This is a genomic window from Telluria sp. LT2P34 (genome assembly GCF_059685915.1).
This window is the reverse complement of record NZ_JCASIN010000004.1, coordinates 378,010-396,612: the sequence shown is the minus strand read 5'-3', so window position 1 is coordinate 396,612 and position 18,603 is coordinate 378,010. Positions and strand designations below refer to the sequence as shown.

Here is an 18,603-nt window from a genome sequence, read left to right as displayed (position 1 = left end):
ACATTTGATAATTTAAGTAATCAAGGACCGAAGTCCCTGGCACCTTCATCAAACGCCCACACTTATCGACTGTTAATTTTTAAAGAACTGTATTCGGTACTGCCTTGCTGTGTTCTGCGAATCGTTTTGTTCGTCAGCAGCAGAGAGATGAGATTATGCAGTGTTTCGCGATACTCGTCAACCTCTTTTTTGTTGCATCTCACTGCGCATATTGCACTTACGACACACCAACATTTTGGTTCAGTTGGTCTTTCGCAGTGCTCACTGCAGCGGGAGCCGAATTATAGCGAACCCCGGCGCGGGTAGGCAAGTGTCTTTTTGCGCCAGGGTTCGCCTGCGCTGCGGCTTACTCGGTCAGCGTCAGGTTCATGTAGTTGGGGTCGGCCTTGATCTTCTCCTGGGTGAAGGGCAGGATCGGCCACTCCTTGCGTGAGAAGGAACCCAGCTGGTCGGTGTAGTACGGGGAGCGCGGGTTGGTCGACTGGCCATAGGTAAGCACTGCCTGCGCGAGCGGACCGGTCTCGTCGAAGCCGACGGTCTGGATGTAGCTCTGTCCCCAGTGCACACCGTTGTAGCCGGTGGCGGTAAGACCGCCGCGCATGGTCAGCGAGTTGTAGGAGCCATCGATGTTGCCGATGCCGCCGTGCAGTGCGTAGCGCTTGCCGTTGCGGGTCTCGGTCTGGTAGTCGCCGAGGGCGCCGTCGAGCGGAATGCCGAACGACTGCAGCTTGAGCGCCGCATTCTTCAAGGCGGTCAACATCGCCGGCAGCGCGGCCTGCGCCACGCCATGCGGCGTGTTCACCGGGTCAGCCGGATTGAACGGTACCGCCCACTTGTTCGGAATGGCGGCGGCTGCCACCCAGAACTCGCGGAACAGCACTGCGCCGCGGCTGTCGACGTTGACCTTGCGGTCCCAGGCGCCGAGCGCCGCGCAGGCCTGCAGCAGTACCTGGTCGCTGCCGGCCGAACAGGCAGGCAGCAGTTCCGGCAGAACGAGTTCGGCGGCATGGACGCGGTTCGCATAGGCCAGGGTTTGCAGTTCCTGCAGTCCCATCTTCTTGCCCTGGGCGACCAGTTCCTCGATCTGCTTGAAGCCGATCCGCGTGCGCAAGTGCTGCTCGACGCCGACGCGGCCATACAGTGGCGAGAAGCCGAGCGGCGGCGCCCCCGTCAACAAGGCTGCCGGGTTGGTCAGCCAGTAGCTGTCGTTCGAGTTGGCGACGTAGTCGGTACGCAGCATCGACGGCGCATTGGCAGGCGAGAAAATGCCCGCCGGAGCGTTCGCGTCCTGGCCCCAGGCGCAACTGCTGCGCGAGCCATCGAACATCAAGGCCGCCTGCAGCAGCAGGCAGCCGTTGGCAAACTTGGTCGTTTCCATGTGCGGCACCACGCTGGCGTCGGCGAACAGCGCATTGCCGGCGCGGTCGGCCGCTACCGTGTTGACCCAGGGCAGGCCGATCACGGCGTCGAGCGAGGCCTTGATGCCTTGCACGCTGGCGGCCTTGCCGATGCCGAGCCATTGCTCGAGCATGCGGGTGTTGTGGCGGTTCGGGTCGGCCAGCACATAGGCATTGGTCGCGGTCCAGGTCATGCCCGCTTCCGGCCTGACGATCACGGCGCCCTGCTGGCTGAACCAGAAGGTCTTGCTGCGCCGTGCCAGCGTGCCGTCCGGCTGCAGTACGTCGACCGCCACCGTTTTCGAGCTCATCTTGACCGGCTTGCCGTCGTACAGGTAGATAGTGCCGCTGGCATCGCCCGGATCGAGCGCCAGGCGGAAGGTCGTGAAGTGGACCGCGGTGGTGACCGTATGGCTCCAGGCGATGTCCTTGTTAAAGCCGATGACGATCGCCGGAATGCCGCCGATGATGACGCCCATCGCATCGTAGCGGCCGGGCACGGTCAGGTGGGCCTGGTAAAAGCGGTCGGACGAGGTCCATGGATAGTGCGGATTGCCGAACAGCAGGCCACGGCCGTTGGCCGACAGATCCTTGCCGACCGCCAGCGCATTGCTGCCGATGCCCTGGCGATTGAATTTATCCAGCTGGGCCAGCAGGGATGACGGGTCGAGTTTTGCCTTGCCACCGCGCGCTGCGAGAACGCTGGCGACGCCGGGCGCCCGGCCGGCGGCCACGAAGTCTTTCGAGAACACCTGCCCCGATGCATGCAGGGCTTTTTCGGCCATGATCAAGTACATGTCGTCGACCGTGATCGTGCGCACCCACTTGGCGCCGTTGCAGGCGGCCGGATACTGTCCGACAAAGTTGGTCACATAGCGGTTGTAGCCTTCGACATAGCCTTCGACCAGCTCGCGCGGCTCGGCGCCGCCGGCGGCGTAGTTGGCGCGTAACTGGCTGATGTCGAGATAGCCCTTGAAGAAGAAATCGCTGTCTTCGTTCTTGAGGTCCATGAAACCGCTGGCGGCGCCGTATTCATCGCCTGTACGCGCCGGCGCCTTGGCCTCGCCGCCAAAGAATTGCGAGCGCTCGCCGCGTACGGTCAGTACGGTGTCGGCGAACATGCACAGGTTGTCCTGGGCGTAGGCATAGGCCAGTCCATAGCCGAGGCTGCGGAAATCGTTGGCGCGCACGTGGGGCACACCGTAGGTGGTGCGGGCGACGTCGACATTGATCCGGGACGCGGTAGCGATCGGCGGGGGTGGCGCGGCCGGGGTGACTGGGTCGTCCGAATCGCTGCTGCAGCCGGCCAGGACGACCAGGCAGCTAGCGGCGATACCCGCTGACAACGAAAGAGATGGGGATAGGCGGCGCTGTGGGGCGCCAGGCTGACGTTTCATGTTTAACGCTTTCTGCGGCCAGGCCGCTTGCGAGATGAAAAACGAATGAATTATTGACGCAGAGACACAGTGTCACTGCCTATCAGCATTTATTTCAACCTAGCGAGGTTGATGGGTTGTTCCACCTTACACCCGTGCCCGCTTTATTTCGCAACAAGAGCTGCAACAGCCATGGGCCGCACGGGCCTGGTCTTCATGCCGGCCGCGGCCATGGCGGCGCGCAACGCAGCGATACGCGCATCCATGGCGGGGTGCGAGGCGAAATAATGGGAGCCGGGGATGCCGCTCCCTTGCTTCTCGCGCAGCGCGCTGAAAAATTCGGTCGCGCCGCCGACATGCCCGTAGCGGCAATCGAGCACCCGCAGCGCCAGCGCGTCCGCCGCCGACTCGCGCGCACGCGAATAGCTGCTCTCGCCGATCTGCTGGGCCGGCGCCAGTACGCCGGCCAGTGCCGAATTGTCGCCCGTGACCAGGGCCGCCAGGCCGTACAGCACGATGCCCCTGCCCAGCGCACGCAGGTGGTCGCGGTGGGCAAGGTGTGCCAGCTCGTGCGCAAGCACGAAGGCCAGTCCGTTTTCCGACTTGACGTGATCGAGCAGCCCGGAAAACACATAGATGGTCCCGCCCGGCACCACCACCGCGTTCGGCGTGTCTGAATTGCTGAGGCGGACCTGCGCCGGCCCCACCAGGGCGATACAGGGGCGCAGACTGTCGACCAGCGCTTGCAGCTGCGCCTGACGCTGAATGTTGCCCTGAGACTGTCCCTCATAGGCCGGCATGTTGGCCGAGATAATCCGCGTCAGCGTCGCTTCGGCGCCCGGCTCCATCCGGTCGACGACGGCATCGACGAGCAGGCCCAGCAGCAAAAACCCGAGCATCGCCAGCGTCGCCAGCGCACCCAGAATCAGCATGAAATCCTTGAGAGGATGCTCCTGAGCGATGTTGTTATTTCGTTCCGGCAGCGAGGGCGTGTAGCGCATCTTCTGGCAGATGGGTGAAATACAGCGCCGTGCCATAGGCGAGCACTTCCACTGCGCTGATGTTGCCGCTGGACGTATCCGACAGCGGCGAGGTTTCCAGGCGCAGGTTGACGATCTCGTGCGCGCCGCGGCAGTTTTCCTTCAGCCGCAGCACGGCCTCCCGCTTGGCACGGTCGAGCAAGCTTTCGTGTGACTTGACCGGACCGCCGATGACGGTACGCAGTGCGGCTGCGGCGCGCTTGAAATAATCCGCCGCAACGACCGTTGCGCCGGTGACGAGCTCGCAGCGCCTGACTTCGCCCTCCGTGACAGGAAAGCGCCCCGCCGTCGTCGGCAAGTGCAACCAGGCCTGTTCGCGCGCGTGGATCGACCGGTAGTGGTGCTTCTCGGCGATCTGGCCAAAGACAAAGCCGAGGACGATCGGCACGCCCCAGACCAGCAGGAGAAAATAGGTGTCCATCTCAGCTGTGCACGGTCACCGCAGTGCCGTAGACATAAATTTCGGCGGCGCCGGCCGCGACCGACGAGGTCGAGAAGCGCACGTTGACAATGGCGTTCGCGCCCATCTGCTGCGCCTGGGCCTGCATGCGCTCGATCGCCTCCGTGCGCGACTCTTCCAGCAGTTCGGTGTAGCCGCGCAGCTCACCGCCGACGATGTTCTTCAGGCCAGCCATGATGTCGCGGCCGACATGCTTGGCGCGCACGGTACTGCCCGAAACGACGCCATGGCTGGCCGTGATCGTCATGCCCGGAACGGTTTCGATATTAGTCATGAACATGATGGCTTTCCTGTGATTGCCGAAGTAGCGGCTGAACGCATGCATTCTAAGCATGTTTCTTTGCTAATTGCAATTTGGAAAGCATAATCAAGGACCAGAACGACAGGCGAAAAAAAACCCCCGACCCGCACTATGCGCGATCTTGAGCGCGCATAGGCTGGTGGGGGTTTTTCTCTACTACATATAACTAGCCTGACGATAACCTACTTTCACACTGGTTGCAGCACTATCATCGGCGCAAAGTCGTTTCACGGTCCTGTTCGGGATGGGAAGGGGTGGGACCGACTTGCTATGGTCATCAGGCATAACTTGCTGGGAGGCTGTTCCACAACTGGGCAACAGATCCCTGAATTCCAAGGCCGCATTCTAACAGGCAAGTTCCCACGGCGCCAGCACTGATTGCAGCGCCAGCAGCGGCCAGCGCGTAAAATGCTTCCTTTGCCGATCCGCTCAGTACTCTGACACGCCTCCATGACCATCCTGCTGTCCACCCTCAACGCCCGCTATACCCACGCTTCGCTGGGGCTGCGCTACCTGCTGGCGAACATGGGGCCGCTGGCGCCCGAGACGCGCATCCAGGAATTTGTCATCGGCGCCAAGACCGCCGACCTGGTCGAGCGCCTGCTGCTGCACAGCCCGCGCATCGTCGGCTTCGGTGTGTATATATGGAATGTCGAGGAAACGACCAAACTCGTCGCCATGCTCAAGCGGGTCGCGCCCGAAGTCATCGTCGTGCTGGGCGGCCCCGAAGTATCGTACGAGACCAACGAACAGCCGATCGCGAAACTGGCCGACTACGTCGTCACCGGCTGGGGCGACGTGAGCTTCCCGCAGCTGTGCGCCGCCATCCTCGACGGACCGAAGCCGCTGATGAAGACGCACGCCGGGGTCCAGCCTCCGATGGCCGAGATCACCCTGCCCTATTCTTACTATAGCGATGAAGACATCGCCCACCGCACCCTGTACGTGGAAGCCTCGCGCGGCTGCCCCTTCAAATGCGAATTCTGCCTGTCGTCGCTGGATAAGACCGCCTGGCCCTTCCCGCTCGACGCTTTTCTGGCCCAGCTGGAAAGCCTGCACGCTCGCGGTGCGCGCCTGTTCAAGTTCGTCGACCGCACCTTCAACCTGAATGTGAAGACCAGCCAGCGGATCATGCAGTTTTTCCTGGATAAGCTGGAGGCCAACCCGGACGATCCGGTCTACGCCCACTTCGAACTCGTGCCCGACCACCTGCCGGACGCGCTGAAGGACACCATCGCCCGCTTCCCGCCGGGCGCGCTGCAGTTCGAGATCGGCATCCAGAGTTTCAATCCCGAAGTGCAGGCGCTGGTCAGCCGCAGGCAGGATAACGCCAAGGCTGCCGACAACATCCGCTGGCTGTGCCAGCACTCGCAGGCCCACCTGCACGTCGACCTGATCGCCGGCCTGCCCGGCGAGGACATCGCCAGTTTTGCGCGCGGCTTCGACCAGTTGGTGGGCCTGGGCGCGCACGAGATCCAGTTCGGCATCCTGAAGCGCCTGCGCGGCACGCCCATCATCCGCCATACCGAGCCGTACGCGATGGTCTACGACCCGGCTCCGCCCTACACCGTGCTGGCAACGAGCCTGATCGACTTCGCGTCGATGCAGCGCCTGGTGCGTTTCGCCCGCTACTGGGACCTGGTGGCCAACTCGGGGCGCTTCGCCCATACCCTGCCCGAGCTCCTGGGCGTGCGCCCGTTCGAAAACTTCATGGCCTTCTCGAACTGGATCTATACCAGGACCGATGCTACGCACCGCATCGCCCTCGAGAAGCTGGCGAAACTCGTCGTCGAGTGGCTGCAGGTCACCGGCATGGAGCGCGAGCGGGCGGCTGCGCTGGTGGCGAGCGACTATGCAGGCGGCATGGACCAGGGCAGGATAAAGGACAAGGAAAAGCCCTCGGCGACGGCGGCTGTGGCCGCGCCTTCCCGTCAACTTCGTCACCTTGCGGCCTGAGCACGCTAGGACTGCCCATGGCAGAGTCGGCCGATTCCTTTTACACTGCAACAATGCAGATTGAAAATACGCCAACATTGACGATTCACCCTTCCGCCGGCGGCGGGGCGCAATCTGTCATGGCAAGCGGCGTCTGGCAGGTGCACGCGCTCAGCCAGAAAGGCCAGCTCAAGGGCATCAATCGCCTGCTGGCGGGGCTGAAGAACAAGTCGCAGCTGGAATGGGACCTGACCGGCGTGGCCAGCATCGACCACATCGGCGCCCAGCTGTTGTGGAACGCCTGGGGCAAGAAGCGCCCGCCCAGGCTGCAGCTCGACCCGCTCCAGGAAGAATTATTTGCCCGTATCGAGAAGGCCAGCCGCCATAACCTGAAGCGCCATCGCGTCAGCCCGCTGAACTGGATCATCGTCCTCGGACGCGGCTTGCTCAGCTTTTTCGAGCACCTGCACGGCTTCGTCGAACTGATCGGGCGCCTGATCCAGGACCTGGGCCGCTTCATCCGCCGCCCGAACACCGGCCCCTGGCGCGAGATCTCGGCCAACATCTATCACTCCGGTTTCCAGGCGCTGGGCATCACGGCGCTGGTCGGCTTCCTGATCGGCGTGGTGCTCTCCTTCCTGTCGGCCCAGCAGCTGCGCCAGTTCGGCGGCGACATCTACCTGGTCGACATCCTCGGCATGGCCGTCATCCGCGAACTGGGTCCGCTGTTGGCGGCGATCCTGGTCGCAGGCCGCTCGGGCTCGTCGATTACCGCGCAGCTGGGCGTGATGCGGGTCAACGAGGAACTCGACGCCATGCTGGTGATGGGGATTTCGCACGGCTACCGGCTGATCATGCCGAAGGTGATCGCGCTGGCGATCGCGATGCCGCTGCTGGTGGTCTGGACCGACGCCATGGCCCTGATCGGCGGCGCCTCCTCGGCCAAGATCGAGCTCGGCATGTCCTTCCGCTACTTCCTGCAAAAGCTGCCGGATGCGGTACCGCTGGCGAACTACACGATCGGCCTCTTGAAAGGCATGACCTTCGGCGTCCTGATCGCACTGGTGTCCTGCCACTTCGGCCTGCGCATCAAGCCGAATACCGAAAGCCTGGGACGCGGTACCACCACCTCGGTGGTGACCTCGATCACCGTCGTGATCCTGGCCGACGCCGTGTTCGCGATCGTCTTCAGCGGGGTGGGTTTCCAATGACGGAGAATCAACGCTCCAGCGAGCGCGCACCCCAGCAGCTCAACGCCAGGCCGGAAGAAGACGTCGGCCCGCCGGTGGTTGAAATCCGCAACCTGTGGACCAAATTCGGCAAGACGGTAATTCACCAGGACCTGAACCTGGAAATCTACGCGGGCGAGATCCTGTCGATCGTCGGCGGCTCCGGCACCGGCAAGACCGTGCTGCTGCGGCAGATGCTGGGCCTGGAAAGGCCTTCGCGCGGCTGCGTCCGCGTGTTTGGCGAGGACATCAGCGAGGCCGGCCCCGAGCAGCTGCAGCGCATGCGCAACCACTGGGGCATGCTGTTCCAGCAGGGCGCGCTGTATTCGGCGCTGACCGTGTTCGACAATGTCGCCCAGCCGATGCGCGAACTGCGCGCGCTGCCCGAGGACGTGATCCGCGACGCCGTGCTGCTGAAAATGGATATGGTCGGGCTGGGCGCGGAACACGCGAACAAGATGCCGTCGGACCTGTCGGGCGGCATGATCAAGCGCGCGGCCCTGGCGCGCGCGCTGGCGCTGGAACCGCGTTTGCTGTTCCTGGACGAGCCGACCGCGGGCCTCGACCCCGACGCATCGGATGCGTTCGTCACGCTGATCCAGGCCCTGCACCGGGAACTGAAACTGACCGTGGTGATGGTCACCCACGACCTCGATACGCTGTTTGCGCTGTCGTCGCGCATCGCGGTCCTGGCCGACAAACACGTGCTGGCGGTCGGTCCGTCGCGCGACGTGCTGCGGGTGAACCATCCGTTCATCAAACAATTCTTCCTCGGCGGACGCGGTCAGCGGGCACTCGAAGTGCTCGATGAACGAGATGAGGCCTCTGAGGAAGCTGTTCGCGAGGAACCAAAGGAATAACATGGAAAACCGATCTTATGCCCTGATGACAGGCGTCTTCACGATTGCCTTGCTGGTTGCCACCGTGCTGGCCGGCCTCTGGCTGAACCGCGACAAGACCGAGCGCTCGCCCTATGAAATCGTCACCACCCAGTCGATTCCGGGCCTGAACCCGCAGGCCACCGTGCGCTACCGCGGCCTGGAAGTGGGCCGCGTCGAAGAGATCATCTTCGACCCGAAGGTCACCGGCCAGATCCTGATCAGCCTGTCGATCGAAGAAGGCTCGCCAATCACGACCACCACCTTCGCTTCGCTCGGCTACCAGGGCGTGACCGGTATCGCCTTCATCCAGCTCGACGACGACCGCACCGGCTCGCCGCTGCTGAAAACCGAGCCGCAGCAGGTCGGCCGCATTCCGCTGCGCCCGGGCCTGCTCGACCAGCTCGAAAAACGCGGCGTCGCCATCCTCGACCGCACCGAGCAGATCACCACGCGCATCAACAACCTGATGAGCGACGAAAACCAGGCAAAGATGATCGGCGCTTTTGATAACATCAGCAAGGCGGCCGAGGCCTACGGCAAGATCCCCGAGCAGCTCGGCCCGACGATCGACCGGCTGCCGGCGCTGGCGAACAAGGTCGACCAGAGCTTGACCTCCTTCGACACCTTTGCCAGCAGCGCCACCACCACCGTGCGCAATTACGACCGCCTGGCGACCGGCCTGCAGGCGCCGGACGGCCCGATCAACCGCCTGAACGAGGCCATCGGTTCGCTCCAGGGCGTCACCAGCGACCTGGAAGCGGAAACCCTGCCGCACCTGGTGCGCATGACCGACGAAGCGCGCACTGCCCTGCGCTCGGTGCGGCGCACTTCCGACGCCATCGGCGACCGCCCGCAAAGCATCCTGTTCGGCGGCCCCAACACGCAACCCGGCCCCGGCGAACCGGGCTTCGTCGCCCCGACCAAATGAGGACTGACCTGACCATGACCATGCCCCGCATCCTCGGCGCCGCCGCCCTTGTCCTCGCCGTCGCCGGCTGTTCTTCCACCGGCAAGGCGCCCGAAAATACGGCCTTCGATTTCGGCCCCCTCGGCGCACCCGTGGCCGCGGCCGCGCAGGCGCCGCGTCCCGCGCTTGCCGCCATCGTCGTGATGGACGCCACCGGCTCGCCCGCTTTCGAAAACGAGCGCATGGTCTACCGCCTGAACTACGACGATCCGCTGCAGGCGCGTACCTATGCCTATGCCCGCTGGGCCGCCAATCCGCTGCTGCTGGTGACCCAGCGCGTGAAATCGCGCCTGGCCCAGTCCGGCATCAAGGTACTCTCCGCAACCGACTCGAACACGAACGTGCCGGTGCTGCGGATCGAGATCGACGACTTCTCGCACAGCTTCGCCAGCGCCGCCCAGAGCGAAGGCGTGGTCGTGCTGCGCGCCTCGGTCTTCAACAGTCACTCTCTGCTCGACCAGAAAACCTTCAGCCGCGCCACTAGCGCGACCAGCGCGGACGCGCCTGGCGGCGCGCGTGCGCTGGCCGCCAGCACCGACGCCGCGACCGCCGACATCACTGCCTGGCTGGCCGGTATCGATACCCGCAAGCGATGACCGCACTTGAGCAGGAGATGGACGACAAGGAGATGAACGATACGCCGGTACCGAGCCAGGAGCGGCGCCGGCGCGGCTCGCCCATCTCGCGCGCGGCGCTGCTGGCCTACCTGCTCCTGATCGTCTACGCCAGCTGGTTCCCCTTTACCGGCTGGCGCAGCAACGGCCTGCCGCTGCTGTCGTTCATGAACCTGATCAAGCAGCGCTACTGGACCGGCTTCGACGTAGTGGTGAATATCGTCGGCTACGTGCCGCTCGGCGTGCTGCTGGTGCTGGCGCTGTATCCGCTGGTGCGCGGCGTGCGGGCGGCGCTGCTGGCGGCGATCATCGGCTTCCTGGTCTCGGGCACGATGGAAGCGGTGCAGAACTTCCTGCCCAGCCGCGTTCCCTCGAACCTCGACCTGCTGACCAATTCGGCGGGTGCGTTCATCGGCGCCTGCCTCGGCCCGCTGCTGGCGCGCGGCCTGCTCCTCGAAGGCCGCCTGAACCGGCTGCGCCAGCGCTGGTTCGCGCCGCATGCCAGCCAGGGACTGGTGCTGCTGGCGATGTGGCCGCTGGCCCAGATCTACCCGCAAAGCTTCCTGTTCGGGCATGGCCAGGTGCTGCCGATCGTCTCAGGCTGGCTGTCGAAACTGTTCGACGAAGACATCGACCTGGTCGCCATGCTGCGCCCGGGACCGGCCATGGGCGTCGAACAGTACTGGCTGTCGGAAACCATCATCACCGCTTGCGGGATGACCGGGGCCGCGCTGACCCTGCTCTGCCTGACGCGCAGGAACGCGCCGCGCTTTACGCTGGTGCTGGTGATGGTCGGCGCCGCGCTGTTCATGAAGGCCCTGGCCAGTTCGCTCCTGTTCCGGCCCGATAACGCCTTCGTCTGGATCACGCCCGGCGCAGAAGGCGGCTTCCTGATCGGGCTCATCATGCTGGCGGGCCTGGCGTTCGCGCCGCAACTGGCGCAGCGCCGGCTGGCGGTGGTGACCCTGATCCTGTCGCTGATCGTGGTCAACACGATTCCCGCGAATCCGTATTTCACGCTGACGCTGCAGGGTTGGGTCCAGGGAAAATTCCTGAACTTCAATGGCGCGGCCCAGTTCCTGTCGCTGATGTGGCCATTCTTCGCGCTGTGGTTCCTGCTGCTGCCCTCACACAAACTCAATCGCAGTTAAGATTGCGGCTGGCGCCAGACGCTTCTCCAGATAGGACTGACATGACCGACGAGAACAAACCTTTCTATGAACACCACGTGTTCTTCTGCATGAACGTGCGCGAGGGCTTCCAATGCCGCGAAAGCTGCGGCAAGGCGGGCGCCGAAGCAGCCAAGAAGCATGCGAAAAAGCGCATCAAGGCGCTCGATCTGAGCGCGCCCGGCAAGGTACGCATCAACGAGGCCGGCTGCATGGAGCGCTGCGAAGAAGGCCCGGTCCTGGTCGTCTACCCGCAAGGCACCTGGTACACCTATGTCGATACGAGCGACATCGACGACATCATCGACACGCATATCCTCGGCGGCCAGATCGTCGAACGGCTGAAAATCTGATCCCTGTCTCTCCAATTCGCTGAACTACATGAACAAGTTTTCAAAACGTTTTATCCTCGACGGCCCTGCGGGCAAGATGGAATGCATGCTCGACCTGCCGGAAGCGGCCCCGCGCGGCATCGCCCTGGTCGCCCACCCGCACCCGCTGTACGGCGGCACGATGGAAAACAAGGTGACGCAGACGCTGGCGCGCACTTTCGTTACGCTCGGCTATGCAACGGCGCGCTTCAATTTCCGCGGCGTCGGCCAGTCCGAGGGCGTGCATGACCGCGGCCACGGCGAAGTCGACGACATGGCCTTCATGATGGCCCACATGCAGGAACAGTATCCGGGCCTGCCGGTAGCGCTGTCGGGCTTTTCCTTCGGTACCTTTGTCCAGGCCCAGTTGCATGCGCGCCTGGTCAATAAGGGCCAGCCGCAGGCCATCGAGCGCATGGTGCTGGTCGGTTGTGCGGCCGGCAAGTGGCCGATGCCGCACGTGCCCGAGGACACGATCCTGATCCATGGCGAGCTTGACGATACGATCACCCTGCAGATGGTGTTCGACTGGGCGCGGCCGCAGGACATCCCGGTGATCGTGATTCCGGGCGCGGACCATTTCTTCCACAAGCGCCTCAATCCGATCAAAAATCTTGTCGTGCAGATGTGGCGGCGTGACAATTGAGAGCAGTGCTGGCCTATAATTAGCCACTTCTTTCAATTCATGCCGGTGAGCAATGCTCTCTGCAAGGTCCCGGCGTCCGCACCACCCTATTGACTCAACACTTTGCTCCCATGAAAAAACTGATTGCGGCCGTCGCCGCCAGCTTGCTGATGATGTCAGCGAGCGCGCAAACCGTGCCGGCCCCCCAGATTGCCGCCAAGTCGTGGCTGCTGCTCGACGCCACCAGCGGCCAGGTCATCGCCGCCCAGGACCCGAACCTGCGCATCGAGCCGGCATCGCTCTCGAAAATCATGACCGCCTACGTGACCTTCCAGGCCATCCGCGACAAGAAACTGGCCCTGAACACGCTGGTCAACGTCTCGCCACGTGCCTGGAAGGTCGATTCGAGCAGCTCGAAGATGTTCATCGACCCGGCCACCCCGGTCAGCGTGGACGACCTGCTGCACGGCCTGATGGTGCAGTCGGGTAACGACGCCGCCGTCGCCCTGGCCGAAGCCGTCGCCGGCGACGAAGGCACGTTTGTCGTGCTGATGAACCGCGAAGCCCAGCGCATGGGCCTGAAAAATACCCGCTTCGCCAATCCGCACGGCCTGCCGAGCCCGGACAATTTCTCGACTGCGAACGACCTGGCGCGCCTGGCGCAAAACGTGATCCGCGACTTCCCCGAGTTTTACAAGATCGATTCGGTCAAGCAGTTCACCTATAACAAGATCACCCAGCAGAACCGCAACCGCCTGCTCTGGCTCGATCCGACCGTGGACGGCATGAAGACCGGCCACACCGAATCGTCCGGCTACAGCATGATCGCCTCGGCACGCCGCCCGAACGGCGCCAGCGGCCAGCGCCGCCTGATTTCGGTGTTGTCCGGCGCCAGCTCCGATGGCGTGCGTACCCAGGAAAGCCAGAAGCTCCTGAACTGGGGCTTCCAGAACTTCGACACCGTCAAGCTGTACTCGAAGGGCCAGCCGATCGCCACGCCGGAAGTGTGGAAAGGCTCACAGCCGAACGTCAAGATCGGCTTTACCAACGACATCCTGGTGACGGTGCCGAAAGGCGTCGCCGGCAAGCTGAAACCTGTGCTCGAGCGCAAGGACCCGCTGGTGGCCCCGCTCGCCCGCAACGGCCGCGTCGGCACGCTGCGCATGATGGTCGACAACAAGCCGCTGCTGGTGCTGCCGGTCGTCGCCCTGGAAGAAGTGCAGGAAGCCAGCATTTTCGGGCGCGCCTGGGATTCGATGCGCTTGATGATCAAGTAAGTTTTTGCTGTCGCTGTCGTAGACAATGCCCGCCCGGTCCGCCCGGCGGGCATTTTTTGTTTAACCAAGGTGCGCCGCTATAATGCACAGTCTCCAACCGCACGAAACTCCCACCGATGATCCAGCCCGCCGCCCTGTCCTGCCCCCGCATCGCCACCCGCAAGGATGGCCTCGAACTGTCGCGCGTGGTTGCCGGCATGTGGCGGCTCGGCGAATGGAACATGCCGGTGCAGGCGCGCGTGGCGTTTATCGAGGAATGCATCGCGCTGGGCGTGACGAGTTTCGACCATGCCGACATCTACGGCAACTACGGCGTCGAGGCCCTGTTCGGCGAGGCGCTGCGCGCCCAGCCTTCGCTGCGCGCGCGCATCGAACTGGTCAGCAAGTGCGGCATCAAGCTGGTGTCGCCGCAGCGCCCCGGCCACACGATCCAGCACTACGACACCAGCGCCACCCACATCCTCGCGTCCGTCGACAACTCGCTGCGCGCGCTGCAGACCGGCCACCTCGACCTGCTGCTGATCCATCGTCCGGATCCGCTGATGGATTTCGACGAGGTCGCCGAAGCCTTCACCCGTCTCCAGCGCGAAGGCAAGGTGCGCCATGTCGGCGTGTCGAATTTCACGCGCCACCAGTTCGAGTCCCTGAATCGGCGGGTGCCGCTGGCCACCAACCAGGTCGAATTTTCTCCTCTGTGCACGGCGCCGATGTTCGACGAAACCTTCGACGGCCTGCAAGACCTCGGCATCGCGCCGATGGTCTGGTCGCCGCTCGGCGGCGGGCGCCTGTTTACCGGCGATGATGCCCACACCGTGCAGCTGCGCGCCTGCATCGAAGCCGTTGCCGAACGCATCGGGCAACCGTTTGCCAGCGTCGTGTTTGCCTGGATCATGGCGCTCCCGAGCCGGCCATTGCCGATCACCGGCAGCGGCAAGATCGCCTCGGTCGCCGCGGCGGTAGCCGCCACCGGCTTCACGCTCGAGCGCAGTGACTGGTTCGCCATCCTGCGCGCGGCGCGCGGCCACGGCGTCGCCTGAGGACACCATGGCGGAGCCGGTCAAGATCGTCGAGGGAAGTGCGCTGACGGCGCTGCAGAAGAAGGATTTGATGAACCGCCTGGCGCGCATCGAGGGCCAGTTGCGCGGGGTGCAGAAACTGATCGCGCTGGCGGCCGAGCCGGCGGACTGCGAAGCGGTCGCCCAGCAAATGGCGGCGGCGCGCAAGGCGCTCGACCGCTCGTTCGTGCAACTGCTGACGGCCACGGTCGTTACCCATAGCGAAGGCGCCGCAGACCTGGAAGGCGCGCGCGCCGTGGCTACCCGGCTGGCCGCGCTGCTCGACAAGTTCGCTTAAAGCTTTTCTTCGTCGTCGGAATACACCAAAGGCGGCGCCACGCCGCGCCAGCCGTTCAGCCATGCCAGGTTCAGCAGCAGTGTTGCGCCGATGTACAGCAGGAAGAACAACACGAAAAAGCGTGCCTGCAACATGATCAGGAGCAGGACAGCAGCACCAATCACGATTAAGATGCCTTTGGTCAGCTTTTGCTTGCTGCTAGGAAATCTCACCGTCGAGACCATCAGGGTACCTACCGCCACCATCAGCGCCATGATGGCAAAGGCGCCGGGAATACTGCGGATCGGATCGGGCCAGGCCACCACCACGGCAGCGACGCAGGCGGCGCCGGCGGTAATCGGCATGCCGACGAAATAGCGTGGATCGGTACGCCCGACCGAGACGTTGAAGCGCGCCAGGCGCAGTGCGCCGCAGGTGACGAAGATGAAGCAGGCCAGGCCGCCCATGCGCACGATGGTTGGGTGCGCGGCGCCGAGTTGGGCGAAGCCGTAGCAATACAGCAGCAGGCCGGGCGCGCAGCCGAAGTTCATGACATCGGCAATCGAATCGAGCTGCATGCCGAACTCGGACTGGGTGTTGGTGGCGCGGGCGACGAAACCGTCGAGCGCGTCGAACACGCCGGCCAGCACCAGCAGGATGGCGGCAAGCCGGAAGTCGCCGGGTGCGCCCACTTGCGCGTTGTCGACCGTGATGACGATGCTGCCGAAGCCGCAGGCGATCGACAGCAGCGTCACGAAACTCGGCAGGGCAAATTTGGCGCGCGCAAGGCGTGCGGACTGTGGAGATCGGTTCAATGCGTATCCGGTCAAATAGAGGTTGATCCTATTCTACAGGGCGCGCGGCCGGGATCGCGCACGCTGCTCGACGTCATGCGGGCGGGTTTTGTCCTAGAATGTGCCACTTTGGCTTTATTTAAGAATCAGGAGTACCGGAAATGAGCGACTTGCTGCGCGTGAGGATGATACTGGCGGGATGCGTGACTGCCCTGGCGCTGGCGGGTTGCGGTGGTGGTGGTGGCGGTGGCGATGAAACGAGCACGCCGACGCCGCCCCCGTCCGGGAATATCCCCCCGCCGGCGCAGCCGGTCATTCCCGCGCCGCTGCCGACACCGGTCATGCCCACGCCAGCCGCGCCCGGCTCACCTGTCCTGACCGGCAACATCGCCTTTGATGGACGCGAGTGGATCAATTTCCGTCGTACTCAAGTCGGCATGTCGACGCTGGCGCGCAATGCCCTGATCGACAATGCGGCCCAGGGCCACTCCGAATACCAGCGCATCAACAACACCATCACGCATGACCAGACGCCCGGCCGCCAGGGATTTACCGGCGCCACCCTGGCCGACCGGCTGCAGACGGCGGGTTATATCTTCAATACCCGCAACAGCCGTGCCTTCGGCGAAGTGATTTCCGCCACCAACAACGGCTCGGGTCACTACATGGCCGAGGAATTGATCACGGCGATCTATCACCGCTTCGTGATCTTCGAACCGGTATTCAAGGACATCGGCACCGGCGCGGCGACGACGAGTGCGGGCTATAACTACTTCACCGCCAATTTCACCGCCAACGACGGCTATGGGACGGGCCTGGCGCGCGGCCAAGTCGCGGTGTGGCCATTCGGCGGCCAGACCGCCGTGCCGCGCAACTTCTTCAGCGACACCGAGCAGCCCGACCCGGTGCCCAACCAGAACGAAGTCGGCTATCCAATCAGCGTGCACGCCAACATCGACGCCGCCATCATCGTGACCAGCTTTACCGTGCGTCCGCGTGGCGGCGCCGACATGCAGGTACGGCTGCTGACCCATGCGAACGACACCCACACCGGGCTCTCCTCGGCGGCGATCGTGCCGCTCGCGCGCCTGGCTCCAAACACGGTGTATGAAGTCAGCTTCGCCGGCACCGCCGGCGGCGTGCCGGTGACGCGCAGCTGGTCGTTCACGACCCTGTGACAGGCCGCGGCCCGTCCGGCGCCGTGTCGGTCATCGATGTCGAAGCCGGCGTCGAGCGCCTGATGGGCAACCGGGCAATCTACCTGCGCGCGCTGGCGCGCTTTCGCCTTGATTACCGCCATGCCGGCGCCGACCTGCGCGCCGCGCTCGCCAGCGGCGACATGGCGCGCGCGCAGCGCCTGGCGCATACGCTCAAGGGTGCGGCCGGGATGATCGAGGCGGGCGCCCTGTCCGCGGCCACGCTGGCGCTCGAGCAGGCCCTGCGCGGCGGCGAAGACGCCGTCGAGCCCCTGTTCCCGAGGGTCGATCAGGCCCTATCCGGGCTACTGCATGCACTCGATGGCATGGCGCCTGCGCTTGAGGACGTGGCGGTGGCGGCCGGCCCGGATTCGCGGACCAGGCTGCGCGCGCTGCTCGACATCGGCGATGGCGCCGCGGTCGACCTGGTCGCGGCGGCGCGCGCCGAACTGGCGGCGGAACTCGGGGAGCGGGAATATGACGTCTTGCGCGCGGCGGTGCTGGGCTTCGATTATGAACGCGCACTGGAACTGCTGGACCGGCCCGGGACGGCCGGGGAATAAGACAAGCAGCTAAGCTTGCTTACTTGGTAAATTCGGCTTCTTCGTCGAAAGCATCCGTACAATCCTTGCCGCAGAAGCGGCGCACGCTGTCCACCGGCTTTTCGCAATACCAGCACGAGCCCTTTGGCGGCAGGCTGAGCCGAGAGGGCCGCGTTTGCACAACGGTCCCGGCTGAAGCCATTGGCTCGGAGCCAGAACTGTCGCTCATCACACTGTTTTGTATCGTTTCCAAGGTCGCCTCCAACCACAGCACATCAATCCGTAAAGCAATATTACTGTGCGGAACGTCTCAAGACATGAGGCAACTCAATCAGAAGCCCGATGTCCGGCAGCGCTGCCACAGCCGTTCCTGATGCCCCAGTGTGCACTCAACCCGGCGCTGCCGCAACGTCGTTGTTGCCGACCTTTTCACGCTGCGGCAAGCATGCAACACCTCGCCTGACAGCAGCGATGAGCGTGTCGAAGCTGCCTCATTCAGCGCACTGGCGCGGGTTCCAGTGACACGCGCAAGCCATCTGCGGTAGTTGCGATCCGGGTCGGCACGTACTGCACGCCGGCATAGCGCAGCTCTTCCATGCGGAAGCTGTAGACGGGAATGTCGAGCAGGGCCCGGTCGAGCAGGCCGTTGGCGGCGCGCTCCAGCTGGCGCTGCACCGACGGGTCGATGCCGCTGACGGCAAAGCGTTCGATGCGCGGCTCGGTGAGATACACGCCGCTGCGCGCCTGGTCGATGCTGAGGCGGCCCGAGAAAGCCAGCGTGCCGGCAAGCGGGTTGCGCAGGAAAGATTGCGCGACGCTCGCGTCCACCGTCAGCGACACCCGGTCGCCAGGCAGTACATTCAACTGCGGACGCGACAGGCGCACGTCGAACAGCTGCAACAAGCGGTGGTCCAGCGGAAAGCGGCGGTCAAGCCCGGCTTGCAGCTTGTACAGCGGCAGGTCCACCTCGCGCGGACCGAGGATGCTGGCGCAGGATGCCAGCAAGGCGGCGCCGGAAATGGCCGCCAGGGCGACCAGCAGCTTGCGCCGCGCCTGCATGTTTTTCTCGAGCATGATTACTCCTCTGTTTGCTTACG

At 64.1% G+C, this 18,603-nt stretch carries 20 protein-coding genes and 1 rRNA gene; 13 read left to right on the top strand and 8 right to left on the bottom strand.

Features of this window, described 5'->3' with window-relative positions:
- Positions 1-346: 346 nt before the first annotated feature.
- The 5 genes from AC56KZ_RS14340 to rrf all read right to left on the bottom strand — a co-directional run bounded on the left by AC56KZ_RS14340 (position 347) and on the right by rrf (position 4,856).
- Complete coding sequence (locus tag AC56KZ_RS14340; protein WP_497162847.1) at positions 347-2,794, bottom strand: penicillin acylase family protein; 2,448 nt, start codon at positions 2,792-2,794, stop codon at positions 347-349.
- 143 nt (positions 2,795-2,937) lie between these two features.
- The gene (locus AC56KZ_RS14335) at positions 2,938-3,705 is read right to left on the bottom strand and encodes a M48 family metallopeptidase (RefSeq protein ID WP_497162846.1); all 768 of its coding nucleotides are present in this window, start codon (positions 3,703-3,705) and stop codon (positions 2,938-2,940) included.
- A gap of 34 nt (positions 3,706-3,739) precedes the next feature.
- A complete protein-coding gene (locus AC56KZ_RS14330) occupies positions 3,740-4,234 on the bottom strand; it encodes a YbjQ family protein (protein WP_497162845.1) in 495 nt (164 codons plus the stop codon).
- Between the two features lies 1 nt (position 4,235).
- Positions 4,236-4,553 (bottom strand): YbjQ family protein, encoded by a 318-nt coding sequence (locus AC56KZ_RS14325; protein WP_497162844.1) that lies wholly within the window; start codon positions 4,551-4,553, stop codon positions 4,236-4,238.
- 190 nt (positions 4,554-4,743) lie between these two features.
- Positions 4,744-4,856: ribosomal RNA gene (gene rrf / locus AC56KZ_RS14320) — 5S ribosomal RNA — on the bottom strand.
- Between the two features lie 168 nt (positions 4,857-5,024).
- Here rrf and AC56KZ_RS14315 point away from each other — a divergent pair.
- From AC56KZ_RS14315 to AC56KZ_RS14265, 11 genes are all read left to right on the top strand, one after another.
- Positions 5,025-6,530, top strand: a complete 1,506-nt coding sequence (locus tag AC56KZ_RS14315) for a B12-binding domain-containing radical SAM protein (protein ID WP_497162843.1) — start codon at positions 5,025-5,027, stop codon at positions 6,528-6,530.
- Positions 6,531-6,583: 53 nt separating this feature from the next.
- Positions 6,584-7,720, top strand: a complete 1,137-nt coding sequence (locus AC56KZ_RS14310; RefSeq protein WP_497162842.1) for an MlaE family ABC transporter permease — start codon at positions 6,584-6,586, stop codon at positions 7,718-7,720.
- Entirely contained in the window at positions 7,717-8,598 is an 882-nt protein-coding gene (locus tag AC56KZ_RS14305; RefSeq protein WP_497162841.1) for an ABC transporter ATP-binding protein, read from the top strand. The genes AC56KZ_RS14310 and AC56KZ_RS14305 overlap by 4 nt, the downstream gene beginning before the upstream one ends.
- 1 nt (position 8,599) lies before the next feature.
- Positions 8,600-9,547 carry an MlaD family protein gene (locus AC56KZ_RS14300; protein ID WP_497162840.1) on the top strand — a complete coding sequence of 316 codons (948 nt, stop codon included), beginning with the start codon at positions 8,600-8,602 and terminating at the stop codon, positions 9,545-9,547.
- Positions 9,548-9,561: 14 nt separating this feature from the next.
- Positions 9,562-10,182, top strand: a complete 621-nt coding sequence (locus AC56KZ_RS14295; protein ID WP_497162839.1) for an ABC-type transport auxiliary lipoprotein family protein — start codon at positions 9,562-9,564, stop codon at positions 10,180-10,182.
- Positions 10,183-10,214: 32 nt separating this feature from the next.
- Positions 10,215-11,351, top strand: coding sequence for a VanZ family protein (locus tag AC56KZ_RS14290; protein ID WP_497162856.1), 1,137 nt, complete (start codon positions 10,215-10,217; stop codon positions 11,349-11,351).
- A 41-nt stretch (positions 11,352-11,392) separates the two neighbouring features.
- A complete protein-coding gene (locus AC56KZ_RS14285; RefSeq protein ID WP_497162838.1) occupies positions 11,393-11,722 on the top strand; it encodes a (2Fe-2S) ferredoxin domain-containing protein in 330 nt (109 codons plus the stop codon).
- Positions 11,723-11,750: 28 nt separating this feature from the next.
- Positions 11,751-12,386: an alpha/beta hydrolase gene (locus AC56KZ_RS14280; RefSeq protein WP_497162837.1), complete on the top strand. Its 636-nt coding sequence runs from the start codon at positions 11,751-11,753 to the stop codon at positions 12,384-12,386.
- Positions 12,387-12,496: 110 nt separating this feature from the next.
- A complete protein-coding gene (locus tag AC56KZ_RS14275; RefSeq protein ID WP_497162836.1) occupies positions 12,497-13,642 on the top strand; it encodes a D-alanyl-D-alanine carboxypeptidase family protein in 1,146 nt (381 codons plus the stop codon).
- A gap of 116 nt (positions 13,643-13,758) precedes the next feature.
- The gene (locus AC56KZ_RS14270; protein WP_497162835.1) at positions 13,759-14,679 is read left to right on the top strand and encodes an aldo/keto reductase; all 921 of its coding nucleotides are present in this window, start codon (positions 13,759-13,761) and stop codon (positions 14,677-14,679) included.
- A gap of 7 nt (positions 14,680-14,686) precedes the next feature.
- Positions 14,687-14,995 (top strand): metal-sensitive transcriptional regulator, encoded by a 309-nt coding sequence (locus tag AC56KZ_RS14265; RefSeq protein WP_497162834.1) that lies wholly within the window; start codon positions 14,687-14,689, stop codon positions 14,993-14,995.
- Here AC56KZ_RS14265 and pssA read toward each other — a convergent pair.
- Positions 14,992-15,789 carry a CDP-diacylglycerol--serine O-phosphatidyltransferase gene (gene pssA / locus AC56KZ_RS14260; RefSeq protein WP_497162833.1) on the bottom strand — a complete coding sequence of 266 codons (798 nt, stop codon included), beginning with the start codon at positions 15,787-15,789 and terminating at the stop codon, positions 14,992-14,994. The two genes, AC56KZ_RS14265 and pssA, sit on opposite strands and share 4 nt — an antisense overlap.
- A gap of 140 nt (positions 15,790-15,929) precedes the next feature.
- Between pssA and AC56KZ_RS14255 the strand changes: the two genes are divergently transcribed.
- Complete coding sequence (locus AC56KZ_RS14255; RefSeq protein WP_497162832.1) at positions 15,930-16,946, top strand: CAP domain-containing protein; 1,017 nt, start codon at positions 15,930-15,932, stop codon at positions 16,944-16,946.
- On the top strand, positions 16,943-17,527 hold the full coding sequence (locus AC56KZ_RS14250) for an Hpt domain-containing protein (protein WP_497162831.1): 585 nt from the start codon (positions 16,943-16,945) through the stop codon (positions 17,525-17,527). The genes AC56KZ_RS14255 and AC56KZ_RS14250 overlap by 4 nt, the downstream gene beginning before the upstream one ends.
- 19 nt (positions 17,528-17,546) lie before the next feature.
- On the opposite strand, the gene AC56KZ_RS14245 is transcribed toward AC56KZ_RS14250, so the two are convergent.
- Entirely contained in the window at positions 17,547-17,759 is a 213-nt protein-coding gene (locus tag AC56KZ_RS14245) for a hypothetical protein (RefSeq protein WP_497162830.1), read from the bottom strand.
- Positions 17,760-18,001: 242 nt separating this feature from the next.
- Positions 18,002-18,580 carry a DUF1439 domain-containing protein gene (locus AC56KZ_RS14240; RefSeq protein WP_497162829.1) on the bottom strand — a complete coding sequence of 193 codons (579 nt, stop codon included), beginning with the start codon at positions 18,578-18,580 and terminating at the stop codon, positions 18,002-18,004.
- Between the last annotated feature and the right edge of the window lie 23 nt (positions 18,581-18,603).

Excerpts from the sequence above, each read along its gene's own strand:
- AC56KZ_RS14340 (WP_497162847.1), bottom strand. The coding sequence starts at position 2,794 with ATGAAACGTCAGCCTGGCGCCCCACAGCGCCGCCTATCCCCATCTCTT.
- AC56KZ_RS14335 (WP_497162846.1), bottom strand. The coding sequence starts at position 3,705 with ATGCTGATTCTGGGTGCGCTGGCGACGCTGGCGATGCTCGGGTTTTTG.
- AC56KZ_RS14330 (WP_497162845.1), bottom strand. The coding sequence starts at position 4,234 with ATGGACACCTATTTTCTCCTGCTGGTCTGGGGCGTGCCGATCGTCCTC.
- AC56KZ_RS14325 (WP_497162844.1), bottom strand. The coding sequence starts at position 4,553 with ATGTTCATGACTAATATCGAAACCGTTCCGGGCATGACGATCACGGCC.
- AC56KZ_RS14315 (WP_497162843.1), top strand. The coding sequence starts at position 5,025 with ATGACCATCCTGCTGTCCACCCTCAACGCCCGCTATACCCACGCTTCG.
- AC56KZ_RS14310 (WP_497162842.1), top strand. The coding sequence starts at position 6,584 with ATGCAGATTGAAAATACGCCAACATTGACGATTCACCCTTCCGCCGGC.
- AC56KZ_RS14305 (WP_497162841.1), top strand. The coding sequence starts at position 7,717 with ATGACGGAGAATCAACGCTCCAGCGAGCGCGCACCCCAGCAGCTCAAC.
- AC56KZ_RS14300 (WP_497162840.1), top strand. The coding sequence starts at position 8,600 with ATGGAAAACCGATCTTATGCCCTGATGACAGGCGTCTTCACGATTGCC.
- AC56KZ_RS14295 (WP_497162839.1), top strand. The coding sequence starts at position 9,562 with ATGACCATGCCCCGCATCCTCGGCGCCGCCGCCCTTGTCCTCGCCGTC.
- AC56KZ_RS14290 (WP_497162856.1), top strand. The coding sequence starts at position 10,215 with ATGAACGATACGCCGGTACCGAGCCAGGAGCGGCGCCGGCGCGGCTCG.
- AC56KZ_RS14285 (WP_497162838.1), top strand. The coding sequence starts at position 11,393 with ATGACCGACGAGAACAAACCTTTCTATGAACACCACGTGTTCTTCTGC.
- AC56KZ_RS14280 (WP_497162837.1), top strand. The coding sequence starts at position 11,751 with ATGAACAAGTTTTCAAAACGTTTTATCCTCGACGGCCCTGCGGGCAAG.
- AC56KZ_RS14275 (WP_497162836.1), top strand. The coding sequence starts at position 12,497 with ATGAAAAAACTGATTGCGGCCGTCGCCGCCAGCTTGCTGATGATGTCA.
- AC56KZ_RS14270 (WP_497162835.1), top strand. The coding sequence starts at position 13,759 with ATGATCCAGCCCGCCGCCCTGTCCTGCCCCCGCATCGCCACCCGCAAG.
- AC56KZ_RS14265 (WP_497162834.1), top strand. The coding sequence starts at position 14,687 with ATGGCGGAGCCGGTCAAGATCGTCGAGGGAAGTGCGCTGACGGCGCTG.
- AC56KZ_RS14255 (WP_497162832.1), top strand. The coding sequence starts at position 15,930 with ATGAGCGACTTGCTGCGCGTGAGGATGATACTGGCGGGATGCGTGACT.
- AC56KZ_RS14240 (WP_497162829.1), bottom strand. The coding sequence starts at position 18,580 with ATGCTCGAGAAAAACATGCAGGCGCGGCGCAAGCTGCTGGTCGCCCTG.